Annotated in this window: 16 protein-coding genes; 15 read left to right on the forward strand and 1 reads right to left on the reverse strand. The window is 31.3% G+C overall.

Annotated features, from left to right (window positions below):
• Positions 1-52 precede the first annotated feature (52 nt).
• Positions 53-811 (reverse strand): peroxide stress protein YaaA, encoded by a 759-nt coding sequence (yaaA, locus tag OZP08_RS16700; protein WP_268847236.1) that lies wholly within the window; start codon positions 809-811, stop codon positions 53-55.
• Between the two features lie 261 nt (positions 812-1,072).
• Here yaaA and OZP08_RS16705 point away from each other — a divergent pair, with 261 nt between their 5' ends.
• The 15 genes from OZP08_RS16705 (at position 1,073) to OZP08_RS16775 (ending at position 14,680) form a co-directional block, all read left to right on the forward strand.
• Entirely contained in the window at positions 1,073-1,906 is an 834-nt protein-coding gene (locus tag OZP08_RS16705; protein WP_268847237.1) for a toll/interleukin-1 receptor domain-containing protein, read from the forward strand.
• Positions 1,907-2,067: 161 nt separating this feature from the next.
• Positions 2,068-2,460 carry a DUF1801 domain-containing protein gene (locus OZP08_RS16710; RefSeq protein WP_268847238.1) on the forward strand — a complete coding sequence of 131 codons (393 nt, stop codon included), beginning with the start codon at positions 2,068-2,070 and terminating at the stop codon, positions 2,458-2,460.
• 18 nt (positions 2,461-2,478) lie between these two features.
• Positions 2,479-2,937, forward strand: a complete 459-nt coding sequence (locus OZP08_RS16715; RefSeq protein WP_268847239.1) for an SRPBCC family protein — start codon at positions 2,479-2,481, stop codon at positions 2,935-2,937.
• Positions 2,938-3,003: 66 nt separating this feature from the next.
• A complete protein-coding gene (locus OZP08_RS16720; RefSeq protein ID WP_281322391.1) occupies positions 3,004-3,618 on the forward strand; it encodes a DUF2306 domain-containing protein in 615 nt (204 codons plus the stop codon).
• Between the two features lie 181 nt (positions 3,619-3,799).
• Positions 3,800-4,246, forward strand: coding sequence for a hypothetical protein (locus OZP08_RS16725; protein WP_268847241.1), 447 nt, complete (start codon positions 3,800-3,802; stop codon positions 4,244-4,246).
• Between the two features lie 160 nt (positions 4,247-4,406).
• Positions 4,407-4,949: an STM3941 family protein gene (locus tag OZP08_RS16730; protein WP_268847242.1), complete on the forward strand. Its 543-nt coding sequence runs from the start codon at positions 4,407-4,409 to the stop codon at positions 4,947-4,949.
• A gap of 147 nt (positions 4,950-5,096) precedes the next feature.
• A complete protein-coding gene (locus OZP08_RS16735) occupies positions 5,097-5,588 on the forward strand; it encodes a hypothetical protein (protein WP_281322392.1) in 492 nt (163 codons plus the stop codon).
• 901 nt (positions 5,589-6,489) lie between these two features.
• Positions 6,490-7,365, forward strand: a complete 876-nt coding sequence (locus OZP08_RS16740; protein WP_281322393.1) for a helix-turn-helix domain-containing protein — start codon at positions 6,490-6,492, stop codon at positions 7,363-7,365.
• Positions 7,366-7,433: 68 nt separating this feature from the next.
• On the forward strand, positions 7,434-8,219 hold the full coding sequence (locus tag OZP08_RS16745) for an SDR family oxidoreductase (protein ID WP_268847246.1): 786 nt from the start codon (positions 7,434-7,436) through the stop codon (positions 8,217-8,219).
• 462 nt (positions 8,220-8,681) lie between these two features.
• Positions 8,682-10,070 (forward strand): serine hydrolase, encoded by a 1,389-nt coding sequence (locus tag OZP08_RS16750; protein ID WP_268847247.1) that lies wholly within the window; start codon positions 8,682-8,684, stop codon positions 10,068-10,070.
• A gap of 197 nt (positions 10,071-10,267) precedes the next feature.
• Positions 10,268-10,807 carry a helix-turn-helix domain-containing protein gene (locus OZP08_RS16755; protein WP_268847248.1) on the forward strand — a complete coding sequence of 180 codons (540 nt, stop codon included), beginning with the start codon at positions 10,268-10,270 and terminating at the stop codon, positions 10,805-10,807.
• An 87-nt stretch (positions 10,808-10,894) separates the two neighbouring features.
• Positions 10,895-11,806, forward strand: coding sequence for a hypothetical protein (locus OZP08_RS16760; RefSeq protein ID WP_281322394.1), 912 nt, complete (start codon positions 10,895-10,897; stop codon positions 11,804-11,806).
• Between the two features lie 270 nt (positions 11,807-12,076).
• On the forward strand, positions 12,077-13,396 hold the full coding sequence (locus OZP08_RS16765; protein ID WP_281322395.1) for a serine hydrolase domain-containing protein: 1,320 nt from the start codon (positions 12,077-12,079) through the stop codon (positions 13,394-13,396).
• Positions 13,397-13,452: 56 nt separating this feature from the next.
• Positions 13,453-14,097, forward strand: a complete 645-nt coding sequence (locus OZP08_RS16770) for a DUF5343 domain-containing protein (protein ID WP_268847250.1) — start codon at positions 13,453-13,455, stop codon at positions 14,095-14,097.
• A complete protein-coding gene (locus tag OZP08_RS16775) occupies positions 14,090-14,680 on the forward strand; it encodes a Swt1 family HEPN domain-containing protein (protein WP_281322396.1) in 591 nt (196 codons plus the stop codon). Before OZP08_RS16770 ends, OZP08_RS16775 begins: the two co-directional genes overlap by 8 nt.
• Positions 14,681-14,718 lie beyond the last annotated feature (38 nt).

Raw genomic sequence — 14,718 nt, forward strand, 5'->3', positions numbered from 1 at the left:
GAAATTGACTTCCTCTTTACTTCAAAATCCAAAAATCTAAAAATCTAAAAATCTACCTCGTAAAAATCAAGTGGTTCCCTTTGGATAAATTAGCGTCAAACTGATAGCCTTCATAATTGAATCCTTTTAGATCATCAAGGGTTTGGGCATTGGTATCCAGAATATAACGCACCATCAATCCCCTAGCCTTCTTAGCGAAGAAACTAATCATTTTTAGTTTTCCATCCTTGTAATCCTTAAACTCAGGAGTGATAACAGGAACTTTCAAAGTTTTTACATCTACAGCCGAAAAATATTCATTACTGGCTAAATTGATGAACAACTCCCCTTTTTTGAGTTCTTTATTCAAGGAATCAGTAATGGTCTTTTTCCAGAACTCATATAAATTTTTGCTTTCGCCAATAGGTAATTTTGTTCCCATTTCGAGACGATACGGTTGTATTAAATCCAATGGCTTCAAATATCCGTACAAACCTGATAAAATTCGTAAACTACCTTGAAGCTGCTCTAATTTATCCGTAGGAATAGAATAAGCGTCTAACCCAGTATAAACATCACCATTAAAAGCATAAACTGCCGGACGCGCATTTTCGGGTGTAAAAGGAGTTTTCCAATCCTGATTGCGTTTCCAGTTCAAATCCGCCAATTTCTCTGAAATAGACATCAATTCCGATAAGTTTTTGGGTGATTGCTGTTTCAAAACTTTATGAACCTGTCTGGATTCTTTTAGAAAAGAAGATGCTGTATGTAGTGTTGTTGGCAATTCTTGCTCGAAGTTTAACGATTTGGCCGGCGATAGTACGATTTTCATATTTTCTAATTAATGACGCCAAAAATACAAATTCCGAGACTAAAACCACTAAAAATATAGATTACGTGAAAAGGAAAAGTTCACAAAAAATAAAAAGCCCTCTTGATTATTTGTAATAAAAAGAATATTTATATTTGTTTGATTACCAATACAAAATAGCGACAATCACATCTTTTTTAGATGTTTTGTCGCTACTTTGTAGAGAGTATATGCAAGTTAGCTACAATTTTAAAGAACGATTACCTTAAAAAAAGAAAAGTTATGAACATATTCATTAGTTGGTCTGGAGAAAATAGTAAAGAAATTGCAAACGCATTAAAAAATTGGATTCCAACAGTTTTACAGTCTGCAAAACCTTATTTTACTCCGTCAGACATTGAAAAAGGATCGAAATGGGAAAGTGAAATTACAAAAAAACTAAATGAATGTAAAATCGGTATCATATGCTTAACTCCAGAAAATACTGAAAAACCTTGGATACTTTTTGAGGCCGGTGCATTATCAAATAAACTTGAAAAATCTAAAGTTTGTCCAATTTTATTTGGTTTGAATAATTCAGATTTAAAAGGCCCATTAGCAACTTTTCAAACAACTGAATTTCAAAAGGGCGATTTCAAAAAGCTAATGAAAACTATGAATTTATTACTTGAGGATAACAGAATCTCAGATGCAGTTTTTGAAGAAGTATTCGAGGTTTTTTATCCAAAATTAGAAAGTGTAATTAATGAGATTCTTTCAAACACAAGCAATGAAAACGAATCAGATAACATTCCTAAAAGATCTGATAGAGATATTTTAGAAGAAATATTAGAATTGACTAGAAAACAATATGTAAAACCAAAAATTACCGAAGAAAATCTATTACCTCCAGATTTTGAATTATGGAAAGACACATATGACTTCACACCGTTACTATTCGAAGAAGCTTTAAAACTTAAAGTGGACGATAGGGTTGTTCACGCAAGATTTGGAGAAGGCATTGTTACACACATTATGATTCCAAATAATTTAAAGGATTCAAAAATTGAAGTTAAGTTTGATGAAAAAGGTATTAAACTTCTTCTTTTAAGATACGCCAATTTAGGAAAACTATAGCTAACAGCGGTTTAGCGAGATTGCGAATTATGGGGTAAACACACGTTTTCGTTTCGTAAGAAATTTTTAATTTAACCGAAAATAAACGGTTCCAAAGTTCACACCTCGCCAAGCTGCAAACCGTTATAGACTATGTTACAAAACTGCTTGACACAACAACAATGATAGAAGAAATAAAAATATACAACCAAAAACAGGCACTTGATGATCAAGTAATTTGCGACCAACTTGCAAAAATAATTGACAACGAACTAACCGAAGCAGAAAGTAAGATATGGCATGCTCACCCTGTATGGTTTTTAGACGGCAACCCGATTGTTGGTTACAGCAAACAGAAAAGAGGTATAAGACTGATGTTTTGGAGTGGTGCCGATTTTGACGAAGAAAAATTGAATATTAAAGGAGCAAAGTTTATGGACGCTTCTATTTTCTACAATACTATTTCTGACATTGAATTTGACGATTTGATACTTTGGCTCAAAAAGTCAAGAGAAATTCAATGGGACTATAAAAACATAATGAAAAGAAAAGGACAACTTGTAAAATTACACTAACTAAACACTTTTATAATTATGGAAAAGCTTCAATTTAAAATAACAATTAATGCCCCAGTAGAAAAGGTTTATGATTTTATGCTTGGCATCAGCGATAAATCTAATTATGAAAAATGGACTGCTTTGTTTAATCCTACCTCTAGTTTTGAGGGTAGTTGGGATAAAGGAAGTAAAATACTTTTTATCGGGACAGACGAGAAAGGAGAAAAAGGAGGAATGGTATCTGAAATAGTGGAAAACATACCAAACAAATTTGTTTCAATCAAACACAATGGAATTTTAGTTGCCGGTAAAGAAATTACAGAAGGTCCTGATGTTGAAAAATGGGCAGGAGGATTTGAAAATTATTCGTTTGAAGAGAAAAATGGAATCACTGTAGTATCCGTTGAGTTAGACTCCACTGAGGATTTTACAAATTATATGAATAAAACCTATCCACTGGCATTAGACAAACTGAAAGAAATAAGCGAAAAATAAACAATTCCGAAACTCGCAACCTCGCCAAGCTCCGGAACGTTGGTGGCAATTTAACCGAACTGTACTATGACAAAAAAAGCATTATGGATTTTAATGGTTGCATTAGCGATTGTAATTGGACTTTACCCAAATATTTATTTCTTGATAGACCGGAAATTTGGATTATTAAGTTCAAAATCCGCTGAGTTACTGACAAACACTTTTTGGAACATTTGTTTTTACACTCATATCATTTTAGGAGGAATTTCTTTGCTCATTGGCTGGACACAATTCAGTTCAAAAATCAGAATATGGAATCTTACTCTACATAAAAAAATTGGAAAGGTTTATTTAATTGCAGTTCTTCTTAGTTCCATGACAGGCATTTATATTGGCTTTTTTGCTACTGGAGGACTTATATCTTCCTTAGGTTTTATTTGTTTAGGTATTATTTGGTTTTATACCACTTTAAAGGCTTATTTATACATCAAGAATAAACAAATAGAACAACATCAAAAGATGATGGTTTATAGTTACGCTACTTGTTTTGCTGCCGTTACATTAAGAATATGGCTTCCGTTTTTGACAATGTTTTATGGAAATTTTGTAAAAGCCTACGTTATTGTAGCTTGGCTGTGTTGGATTCCAAACTTAATTATTGCTAGTATAATAACAAGACCACGCGCAACACAAAAAATATAAACTGCCATCAACAGATTTGGCAATTGGTTTAATGGAAAGTTGGTTTTGTATTTGATAGATTTGGCAAATCCGAAAATAACGCTAATTTAGTCCCAAATTCGCTAGAGTAGCGACACTTTAGGCGGTAATTTTACAGACTGACCACTAAACTGAAAGACAAATTTGACTTACTATACAAGAAATGAAAAGAATTATATTTAAGTTTTGGTTAATAAACATTTTAATAAATATTGCGTTATTCATTACTTATAGAATAGTAATTTCAGAAACAAATCACGCTGATGGAAATTTTCTTGAAACGCTTTTACAAATTTTAGATATAGTATTGAACTTAGCTTATTCATTTATATATCTCATTGCTATCACTTTCTGTTCGTTTGCACTTTTTCTAAATCTAATAGATAAAATTAGAAATAATCTTTATCTATCATTATTAACATTTTTAGGAATACCTTTATTTTGTGTTATTTTTATAATTAGTAAGATATTAACTGACGGTCTTCCAATCGACAATAATGTTACTGTGTTTAGAAATCTTCTGATTTTTTCAATAATTTATCTACTTTTTACAACTTTAGAAATTTTATTATTCAGAAAAAAATTAAAAAAATCCGGGCTAAATGAATAAAAACTACCGCTAACAGCAACTACAACCGATTTAGCAATTGACTTAATGCTAAGTTGATTTTGTATTTGAGATATTTGGCAAATCCGAAGAATGGGCTTAATTTAGTCCCAAACCCGCTGTAGTACCAGAACGTTAGTGGTCAGCTTAAAAGCGAAAAATTATGATGCATAAAATTGAGATTCCATCCAGTAAAATTAAACTTATTTTAATGTTGATTGGAACATCTGTTTTTATTGTAGGCAGTTATTATCTTTTTCAATATCCGGAGCGATTTATTTCTTATCGTTTCAGAAGCGTTGAGTTTATTAAAACAATTGGATTATTTATGCTTGTTTTTTGTAGTTCAGCTTGGCTTTATATTCCAATAAAATTATTTGACAAAAAACCTGGGTTGATACTTGATGAAAATGGAATTTATGATAATTCTAGTGCTGTAAGTGTTGGCTTGATATTATGGAAAGACATTGAATCAATTCGGATCGAAAAAATAAATTCGACAAAAATGTTAATAGTAAATATCCATAATCCTGAAAAATATATTGAAGGCTCAAATAGATTTAAAAAAGTTCTTCTAAATTTAAATACTAAATTATACGGAACACCCTTAATCATTGGACTGGCAGGATTAAAATATGATCGCGAAAGGCTCGAAAAATTAATTATTCGAAATTATGAACTTTACAAAGAAAAGCCGAACCACTAACAGCTACTACAACGGATTTGGGCAATTGGCTTAATAGAAAGATTGTTTTGTATTTGGAATCATTTGGCAAATCCGAAGAATGGACTTATTTTAGTACCAAACCCACAGTAGTACCAGAACGTTAGCGGTTATTATGAAAACGTAAATATGAGAATCTTAGCAATAATTCTAATAATATTTTTTGTAGGATGCCAATCTCCTAAAAAGGATTGCGATTTTACTTTTTTTAAATGGAATATTCATGAAACATTTTATCTAAAATTCAACTCGTCTGATACACTTTACTATATTAACACTTATCCGTTTGAAGAACAAACTTCCTTTACAATTTTAAGTAGTGAAGAAAAAGAAAAAATTCAAAATATCTTAGACACATTATCTTTCCCAAAGGATAAAGAGTTTGTAAATTCTTCAATTGAAGATGGAGAAACTTATGCCTTTAATTTAAAGAATGGCAAACAATTCAAAACACTTAAAATTCATGAATATAAAGGACTAAATCAATTTTTACGTTTTGGGAAGTCATTAGAAGAAATTAAGAGTCTGCATAAATTCAGTCAAACAAATAAAAAATTTGATTTAAATGAAATTAATAAAATACTTATTGCTCCAGTACCACCACCAATTATAGAAAAATAACGATTGCCAACAGCTACTACAACGGATTTAGACAATTGACTCAATGAAAAGTTGGTTTTGTATTTGGAATGATTTGCTTCGCCTGTTCACTATCGTTCGGGTGGCAAATCCGAAGAATATACTTAATTTAGTACCAAAATGTACAGACAAATTGCACCGAAAGCATCTAGATGAAAAACAATTTGAAAACACGAATTTCTTTCCGCAGAAAATTTCAAAGCAGAAGCGTAAAAATCGGAATCTAAAAAGAAAAAAGTTGAAAATTGGAATTTGAAGCGGAAGCTTGAAATTAAGAATAAAAATTGAATACAATTTTATACAAAAAATACAAACCTTAAATTATTAATTCAAAAAGGGAATGCAATCAAAGCTTAACATCACTGAATTTAGAGAAAAATTAAAAAACTCTACAAAAATTGGACACCCTCAAATCAAAACTAATACTCCACTTAATTTGTTTTTTTTCGATTCTTCAAAATCTTTTTATGGACGTTACAATGACTCAACATTCTATCTAACTTTAAATTTAAGAATTACTCATAGTTCATACCTCATAAAAGGGAATTATAAATTTGTGAATAAAAAACTTCAAATTCAATATGAAATTTTTCCGAAATTTAAATATCAAAAATATTTTTTACTATTATGGTTAGTTTGTGGAATTGGTATGATAGTTTATATCAATCTTACATTCGGTAACAAAAACAATGTAATGATATCAAATCTTTTTTTATTACTAATGTTAACCTTTGGAAGTTTAAATTACAAGTTTAGTAAAAGAATTATAGAACAGAAATTTAGAAAAACATTTGAAATTTACACGTAAAAAACGACCAGCCTATAACAACTACTACAACGGATTTGAGCAATTGGCGACACCCTACAAACTTTGAGCAGACATATGCAAGAAACAAACAAAATACCCGACAGTTTACAAAACGACAAGTTGAAGATAAAGATTAATTCGGACGAAAATCCTTATCACTCTGTTGATATTCAGCAAAAAATCTATCAACCACGCAAACTAACTTCGTATTTCATCGTGTTTATTGAAAGCGGCTCTATTACCTACAATTTAGATTTGCAAGACATCACACTTACAGATGGACAATTGCTTTTCGGTATGCCCAATCAAGTTTTTACACCGCCCTATAAAGCAGACAATCTTAAATACTTCAAGGTATTATTTGATGAAAATACGTTAGCATTGCTGCCACAGCAATTTCCTTTTTTAATCAACCCATTAAACTCGCAAACAATAATTTTTGACAACGCTGCAAAGCAAAGGGTAAAAAAGAGTTTTGAAATTTTAAATCAAATACTTCACGTAGACAAACATCCAACAGACACAGAAATAGTATTGGCTTACCTAAACTCACTATTGGTAGAATTGAACAGCGCCTATTTCAAGAACAAAGAACCAATCAATATTTTAAACACTAACCTTTCAAAATTTATTGAGTTCAAGTTAGCGGTAGAAACACATCTTACAGAGCAACCTTCTGTGAATGCAATAGCCGAAAAATTGGCCTTAACCACCAACAGTTTATATCGGATTGTAAAAGAATATTCGGGAGTTTCGCCTAAAGATTTTTTTACCAACCGTTTAATAATAGAAGCACAACGAAAACTGCATTATTCAAATCTTTCAGTAAAAGAATTAGCCTATGAGTTGGGCTTTAATGACCCAGACTATTTTTCACGCCTTTTCAAAAAATGCACAGGAAAAAGCGTAAGTGAAGTTTTAGAAACTCGGCAAGATTTGTCAAGAGAATAAATTGATTTGTCCATCTTCTCTGTTTTTTAGCAATCTACTTTTGCTTCATTAATTTAAAAACAGAAAAAATGAATTCACAGAATCACGATCACAAAATAGAGAATAATAAAAATGTGAGCAAATCAGCATTAGTGACAGGAGCCAACAAAAGCATTGGCTTTGAAGTGGCGAGGCAACTTGCTCAAAAAGGAATTTATGTTTACCTCGGAAGTCGTAATTTAGAAAACGGTTTAGAAGCCGTTACTAAATTAAAAGCGGAAGGCTTAAACAATGCAGAAGCCATTCTGCTTGACATTACAGATGATAAATCTGTAGAAAATGCCCGTGCAGAAATTGGCAAGAAAACAAAAACGTTGGACATACTTATCAACAATGCAGGCATCTATGGCGGCTACCCACAAGAAGCTCTTAATACAACTATAGACCAGTTCAAAGCAACATACGATGCAAATGTTTACGGAGTGGTAAGAGTCACGCAGGCATTTATTGATTTATTGAAAAAATCATCTGAACCTCGTATTGTAAATGTAAGCTCAAGTCAAGGATCTATTACTTTGCACAGCGACCCTTCATACAAATATTACGATTACAAAGGAGCCGTTTATCTTTCTTCAAAATCAGCAATGAATATGTACACAGTTGTTTTGGCATACGAACTAAAGGATAGTAACTTCAAAATAAATGCTGTTTGTCCCGGATATACAAAAACGGATTTCAACGGTCATCGTGGACCTGGGAACGTTGAAGATGCTGGAAAAAGAATTTTAAAGTATGCTTTGATTGACAAAAACGGGCCTACCGGAAAATTCTTTAGTGAAGAAAATAATCCTGTGACTGGAGAAATTCCTTGGTAACAAAAACATACTAACCTTGGAGAAAACAACGAACCGCTAACAGGTATTGCCAAAAGCGGGGCTGAAGTGCAAAATTCAAGTGTAGTTTTTCAATATAAAGAAAGCCTCGCAATAATTCGGGGCTTTCTTATGAAAACTAAATTTGGCATGGTACTATTTCATATTAACCCATTTTTCTAAATAAGCATTCTTTAACTAAATCACCTCTTTAAGTTGGTATGTCCACAACTGCAAAACCACTAAAATATACATTACGTAAGCAGGAAAAGTTTACAAAAAACAAAAAGCTCTCTTGATTATTTATAATAAAAAGAATATTTATATTTGTTTGATAGCCATTACAAAATAGCGACAATCACACCTTTTTTTAGATGGTTTGTAGCTACTTTGTAGCGAGCATATACAAGTTGGTGGCAATTTTGCGAGACATCTCACCTACATTAATTAACAAGAAATAAAAAAATGAAATTAACAATTACAATCGGACTTCTTTTAATTGGACATCTTACATTTGGACAAGACAGAATTCAAAAAATTGACAGTTTACTCAATTCTCTTTATTCAAAAGAGAAAATCAATGGAAATTTTCTAATTGCAGAAAAAGGGAAAGTTATTTATAGCCATAGTTTCGGACTTGCAAACGAAACAACAAAAGAAAAGTTGAACGAAAATTCTATTTTTGAATTGGCATCTTGTTCAAAGCAGTTCACTGCTATGGGGATAATGATACTTAAAGAAAAAGGGAAGTTGAATTTAGACGATGACATCAATAAATACTTACCCGAACTTTCTTTTTATAAAGGTGTAACAGTAAGAAACTTATTGAATCATACCGGAGGTCTGCCAGACTATATGCAGCTTATGGATAGTTTATTTGACAAATCTAAAATTGCCACTAACAAAGACATAATTAATATATTTAGTAAACATCAACCAAAAATATTATTTGAGCCAAATACTAAATGGGAATATAGCAACACGGGCTATGCATTATTGGCATCAATAATTGAGAAAGCATCGGGTTTGACATACGCTGAATATCTAAACACAGCTATTTTCCAACCGTTGAAAATGAAAAATACCTTTGTGTACACTCGTAGATTATCGCCAAAGAAAATTGACAATTATGCTTTTGGTTATGTTTACTCAGATAGTTTGAAAAAATATGTTTTACCAGACGAATTGAAAGAAACTAACATCGTTATTTGGCTTGATGGTATTGTTGGAGACGGAACAGTTAATTCAACTGTAAAGGATTTATTAATTTGGGATAGAGCATTATACACCAATAAATTACTCACAAAAGAGGGAATGGCAGCAGTTTTTGAACTAGCAACTCTGAAAGACGGAGCTAAAAGGAATTATGGTTTTGGTTGGGGAATTGAAGACAATGCTGATTTTGGAAAAATTGCAAACCATAGTGGCGGTTGGCCAGGTTATGTAACTTTTATCGAAAGACATATTACAAATGATAAAACAATAATAATACTTCAAAATCACAATAACGTTACAATTCCCTCAAAATCAATTAGAAGTATTCTGTATAATAAACCATTACCAGTGCAAAAAATCAGAAAAGAAATTAGTATTACACCTGAAGAACTTCAAAAGTTTGTTGGGACTTATAAAGTTGAAAAAGATTTTGAAATCAAAATTTCATTAGATAAAGACCAACTATTTTCACAATTGACAGGACAAAATACGTTCCCGATATTTGTAGAAAGTGAAATGTTATTTTTCTATAAAGTAGTAGATGCACAAATTCAGTTTGAAAAGAACGAAAAAGGAGAAATTTCAAATTTGTTTTTATTACAGAATGGAAATAAGATAGAAGCAAAACGGACGAAATAAAAACTGCCACCAACACACGCTACAAGCAATTTGGGCATTTGGCTAAATGGAAAAATGGTTTGTATTTGGATGATTTGCTTCGCCTGTTCACTATCGCTCGGGTGGCAAATCCGAAGAATAGGCTTAATTTGGTCCCAAACCCGCTGTATTAACAGGACGTTAGCAGAAAGTTTACAACAACCGCAAACAATACGAAAATGAAATCAATAGTTCAAAATTTAAGAGAGGATAAAAACTTAACCCAAACCGAACTTGCCGAAAAAAGTGGTCTTTCGTTAAGGACAATTCAAAGGATTGAAGCAGGAAATATCCCAAAAGGATTTACATTAAAAGCACTTGCAAATGTCTTTGAAACTGAACCTAAAAAACTACTTCCTTCCAAAGAATTTATAAAACTTGATAGAGCAAAATTGATTAATTTTTCAAGTTTAATGGGACTTATAATCCCTTTTGGAGGAGTTATATTCCCTTTGATTTTGACCTACAAAACAAACGACCCAAAAAACAGAGAACTTGGAAAAAGTATAGTAAGTGTTCAAATACTAATAGCAGTTGCACTCTCTGTTTCACAAATCCTAAGTCCATTTATTCAAAAAGGATTATCTCTACATTTTCCGCTTTTTATACTTCCGTTATTATTAATTATTTGCCTGAAATTATTGGTAGTTATTATAAATGGCAATAGTTTAAACAACAAGAATGATTTACATAAAAACCTAAAAATTAATTATTTATAAATCATGTCAGGCAATTGACGTAAAAATGGCGTATTACTTTTGTAAAGAAATTGTTTTCAAATTTAGAAGTTTGCAAAAAAATAATTTATGAAAGTTTTAAAGAAAATTGTACTGACATTATTGGTCGTTTTAGTTTTAGCTATGCTTGGCGGCTATATTTATTTTGACCAAAAATTCACTCCAGAAAAAAATTATTTGACGGTAAATAATGAAAGTGGTTTTATTCCATTTAAGTGGTTGGGTTCTGAAAAAAATGCTTTGTTGCTTCCTATACATTTTTCGAGCGACACAATAACTTATTATTTGCAATTTGACACAGGTTCGCCTTATACTGTATTTTACTCAAGTTCAATTAAAAAAATCAGACAAGCAATTATAAATAAAAGCCTTGTAAAAACTTCTTTCTATATTGGAAAGACAAAAATTACTTCCGATAAATTCAAAATTTATAATCACGGAAATGACAATAATAATGATTCACTAAAAATAATTGGGACTATTGGAGCTGATATTTTAGAAAACAGAAAAACAATCATCAATTTTAAAGAAAATTATATTGCAATAAATTTATCTAAAGTGCCCTCTCGATTTCAATCCAAACTCTTTGATTTCAAGTTCAAAAAAAGAAAAATCATCGTTAGAGGTTTTTTAAAAGGACAAGAGGAAAATTTTTTATTTGATTCGGGTACAAGCTCTTATGAGTTATTAACCAACAAAGAAGTATGGAAAAACTTGAAACTAACTAACTCAAAAATTGACATTGAAAAATCACAATCTTGGGATAAAGTTTTAACTACATATACAGCTAACTGCAACCAAAAAATACAATTTGACAACCACGAAATACAATTAAATAATGTCACTTATGTCGAAGGATTTTCACAAGTTCAATATTCAATGATGAAATTTTCAGGTATGACGGGAATGTTGGGCAATAAAATATTTTTAAACAATAGTTTATATATTGACTGTACACAAAACAAAATGGGAATTGAATAAAAAAACCTTCTGCTAAAAGCTCCCAATATACTTTAACTAAATCGCCACTTTAAGTTGTTATGTCCACAGCTATAAAAACAACTAAAACAGACATTCACCTGAGCATAAAAAGTTTACAGAAAAATAAAAAGTATTTTTAATTATTTGTAATAAAAAGAATATTTATATTTGTTTGATAGCCATTACAAAATAGCAACAATCACACCTTTTTTTAGATATTTTGTCGCTATTATTTTAGAACGCCCCATAAACGATAACAACAAAAAAAAAATGAAAACGACACTCTTAACAGCATTACTTTTAACATTAGTTCAAATCGGATTTGCTCAAACAAATTTTGATAAAACAAAATTGGACAATTACTTCAATGCACTTGAAGAGAACAATAAGTTTATGGGAAGTGTTGCCGTTTCAAAAAACGGAGAAATCATTTACACAAAATCAATCGGATTTGCAGACGTTGAAAAAAACATTAAAGCAACCAAAAATTCAAAATACAGAATTGGTTCAATTTCTAAATCATTCACGGCAGTTTTGATTTTAAAAGCAGTTGAGAAAAAAAAGTTAGACCTAACCCAAACTATTGACAAATGGTTTCCAACAATCAAAAACGCAAAGAAAATATCTGTAAAACATTTACTTAGTCATAGAAGCGGAATACACAATTTCACAGACGACAATGACTATCTGACTTGGAACACACAACCAAAGACAGAAAAAGAAATGCTTGAAATTATAGCAAAAGGCGGCAGCGATTTCGAACCAGACAGCAAAGCAGAATACAGCAACTCAAACTTTGTGCTTTTGACTTACATTCTAGAAAAAACTTTTTCAAAATCGTATTCTGACTTATTACAAGAACATATTGTGAAGCCGCTTGGTTTAACAAATACTTATGTTTTTGGAAAAATCAATACAGCCAACAATGAATGTAAATCATACAACTTCGCAGGAACTTGGAAGGCAGTAACCGAAACAGACTTTACAATTCCGTTAGGTGCAGGGGCAATAACTTCCACGCCAAGTGACTTGACAAAATTCGCGGATGCCTTGTTTGGAGGAAAACTTTTAAAACCTGAAAGTCTCGAAATAATGAAAACCATTAAAGAAGGTTACGGAATTGGTTTATTTCAAATGCCTTTCCATGAAAAGATTGGCTATGGACATACAGGCGGAATTGATGGTTTTAGTTCTGTTTATTCACATTTCGCAGAGGACAAAATTTCGTATGCTTTAACCACAAACGGAACAAAACTAAATATGAACGATATTTCAATTGCTGTTTTAAGTGCAATTTACGACAAACCTTATGACATACCTGTTTTCACGACTTACAACTTGACTTCGGAGGATTTTGATAAGTATTTGGGCGTTTATGCTTCCAAAGAAATCCCATTTAAAATTACAATTACAAAAGATGGAAACTCTATAATCGCACAAGGCACAGGGCAACCAGCATTCTCTCTTGAAGCAACAGAAAAAGATAAATTTAAGTTTGACCAAGCAGGAGCAAAATTTGAATTTAATCCTATAGACAAGACAATGATTTTATCACAAGACGGGGGACAAATTAAATTTACAAAAGAATAAAAACAGCACCCAACATCGGCAATTATACAGCTCGAAATAAAAAACAAACAAAAAAAATGGCAACAAATTTACCCTATATGGTTTCGTCTGGAACCTTGACAAAAATTCTTAATAAAATCTGTGACGCTTCAATTCCTGAAAATTTTAATGGAGATTTTTTAGGGACTAAACTTGGTTTTCCCGGAGGAAATCAAAAAGCTTTTATCCCTTGGGCTAAGAAATGTAAACTATTGGGAGAAGATGGAGCGCCAACACAACTATATAAAGACTTTAGAAATCCTACTCACAGAGGTGCTTCAATGGCTTCAGCTTTAAAAAAAGGTTATGAAGAATTATATGTGCGAAATGAATATGCACACGATTTAAGTAAGCCGGATTTTATAAAATTAGTAACTGATACGACTGGACTGGCGCACGATAATCAAACGGTAAAAGCAATAGTGAATTCCTTTACTAATGCTAAAGAATTTGCCGACTTTGAAAGTGACTTAAAAAGAGAAGATAATAGTACTCAAACTGAAAAGATAAAAGAAATTAAATTAGATATTGAAACAAATGATTCTGTACAAAGAGCAAGTCGCAAAAGACAAATAGATTTAGGAATTAATTATACAATTAATTTAGTCTTGCCAAAAACTGATGATCCAGCTATTTATAATGCTATTTTCAAATCGCTTAAAGAAAACTTGTTAAATGAATAATCAACAAGACCAATTATCAAAAATTAAATTATTTGCTCTTGCCAATTCATTGACAGAAAATGAACTTGATAAAATCGAAAATGAATTTGATTTAAATTTAGGGCGAATAGAAAAAAAAGAAGTTCAAGCAAAAAGTTACTATTTGCAATTTAATTCTGATTATAGAAAAGAAGCACGAATGATGGCTCAACACTACGAAGTTTTTTATTGTTTAGAAAAATCTATTAGAAGTTTAGTTGTCGAACTAATGTTTGAAAAATATGGAGATAATTGGTGGGATAACGTAAAAGAAGAAATTCGGAAAGGTGTTGATTTGAATATTAAACGTGAAGAAGAATCAGGTTTTACAATTCGCTCAGAGGAAAAAATAGATTATACGACATTTGGAGAATTAAGCCAAATTGTTACCGGCAATTGGGAAGCTTTTGAAACTCTTTTCAAAAGAGGACAAAGATCTTTTCAAAAGATAATGACAAATTTAAATCAATTAAGAGGACCAATAGCTCATTGTTGTCCTTTAGCAGAAGATGAAATCGTTAGATTAGAACTAACAGTAAAAGATTGGTTCAGAATAATGGAATAAAAACTACCACTAACAGCTACTACAACAAATTTAGGAAA

Source organism: Flavobacterium aestivum, from assembly GCF_026870175.2.
Classification (GTDB): domain Bacteria; phylum Bacteroidota; class Bacteroidia; order Flavobacteriales; family Flavobacteriaceae; genus Flavobacterium; species Flavobacterium aestivum.

Bases quoted from the DNA above. Each gene is read 5' to 3' on its own strand.
- OZP08_RS16760 (WP_281322394.1), top strand. From the start codon at position 10,895: ATGAAAGTTTTAAAGAAAATTGTACTGACATTATTGGTCGTTTTAGTT.
- OZP08_RS16775 (WP_281322396.1), top strand. From the start codon at position 14,090: ATGAATAATCAACAAGACCAATTATCAAAAATTAAATTATTTGCTCTT.
- yaaA (WP_268847236.1), bottom strand. From the start codon at position 811: ATGAAAATCGTACTATCGCCGGCCAAATCGTTAAACTTCGAGCAAGAA.
- OZP08_RS16745 (WP_268847246.1), top strand. From the start codon at position 7,434: ATGAATTCACAGAATCACGATCACAAAATAGAGAATAATAAAAATGTG.
- OZP08_RS16730 (WP_268847242.1), top strand. From the start codon at position 4,407: ATGATGCATAAAATTGAGATTCCATCCAGTAAAATTAAACTTATTTTA.
- OZP08_RS16740 (WP_281322393.1), top strand. From the start codon at position 6,490: ATGCAAGAAACAAACAAAATACCCGACAGTTTACAAAACGACAAGTTG.
- OZP08_RS16725 (WP_268847241.1), top strand. From the start codon at position 3,800: ATGAAAAGAATTATATTTAAGTTTTGGTTAATAAACATTTTAATAAAT.
- OZP08_RS16755 (WP_268847248.1), top strand. From the start codon at position 10,268: ATGAAATCAATAGTTCAAAATTTAAGAGAGGATAAAAACTTAACCCAA.
- OZP08_RS16705 (WP_268847237.1), top strand. From the start codon at position 1,073: ATGAACATATTCATTAGTTGGTCTGGAGAAAATAGTAAAGAAATTGCA.
- OZP08_RS16750 (WP_268847247.1), top strand. From the start codon at position 8,682: ATGAAATTAACAATTACAATCGGACTTCTTTTAATTGGACATCTTACA.
- OZP08_RS16765 (WP_281322395.1), top strand. From the start codon at position 12,077: ATGAAAACGACACTCTTAACAGCATTACTTTTAACATTAGTTCAAATC.
- OZP08_RS16710 (WP_268847238.1), top strand. From the start codon at position 2,068: ATGATAGAAGAAATAAAAATATACAACCAAAAACAGGCACTTGATGAT.
- OZP08_RS16735 (WP_281322392.1), top strand. From the start codon at position 5,097: ATGAGAATCTTAGCAATAATTCTAATAATATTTTTTGTAGGATGCCAA.
- OZP08_RS16770 (WP_268847250.1), top strand. From the start codon at position 13,453: ATGGCAACAAATTTACCCTATATGGTTTCGTCTGGAACCTTGACAAAA.
- OZP08_RS16715 (WP_268847239.1), top strand. From the start codon at position 2,479: ATGGAAAAGCTTCAATTTAAAATAACAATTAATGCCCCAGTAGAAAAG.
- OZP08_RS16720 (WP_281322391.1), top strand. From the start codon at position 3,004: ATGACAAAAAAAGCATTATGGATTTTAATGGTTGCATTAGCGATTGTA.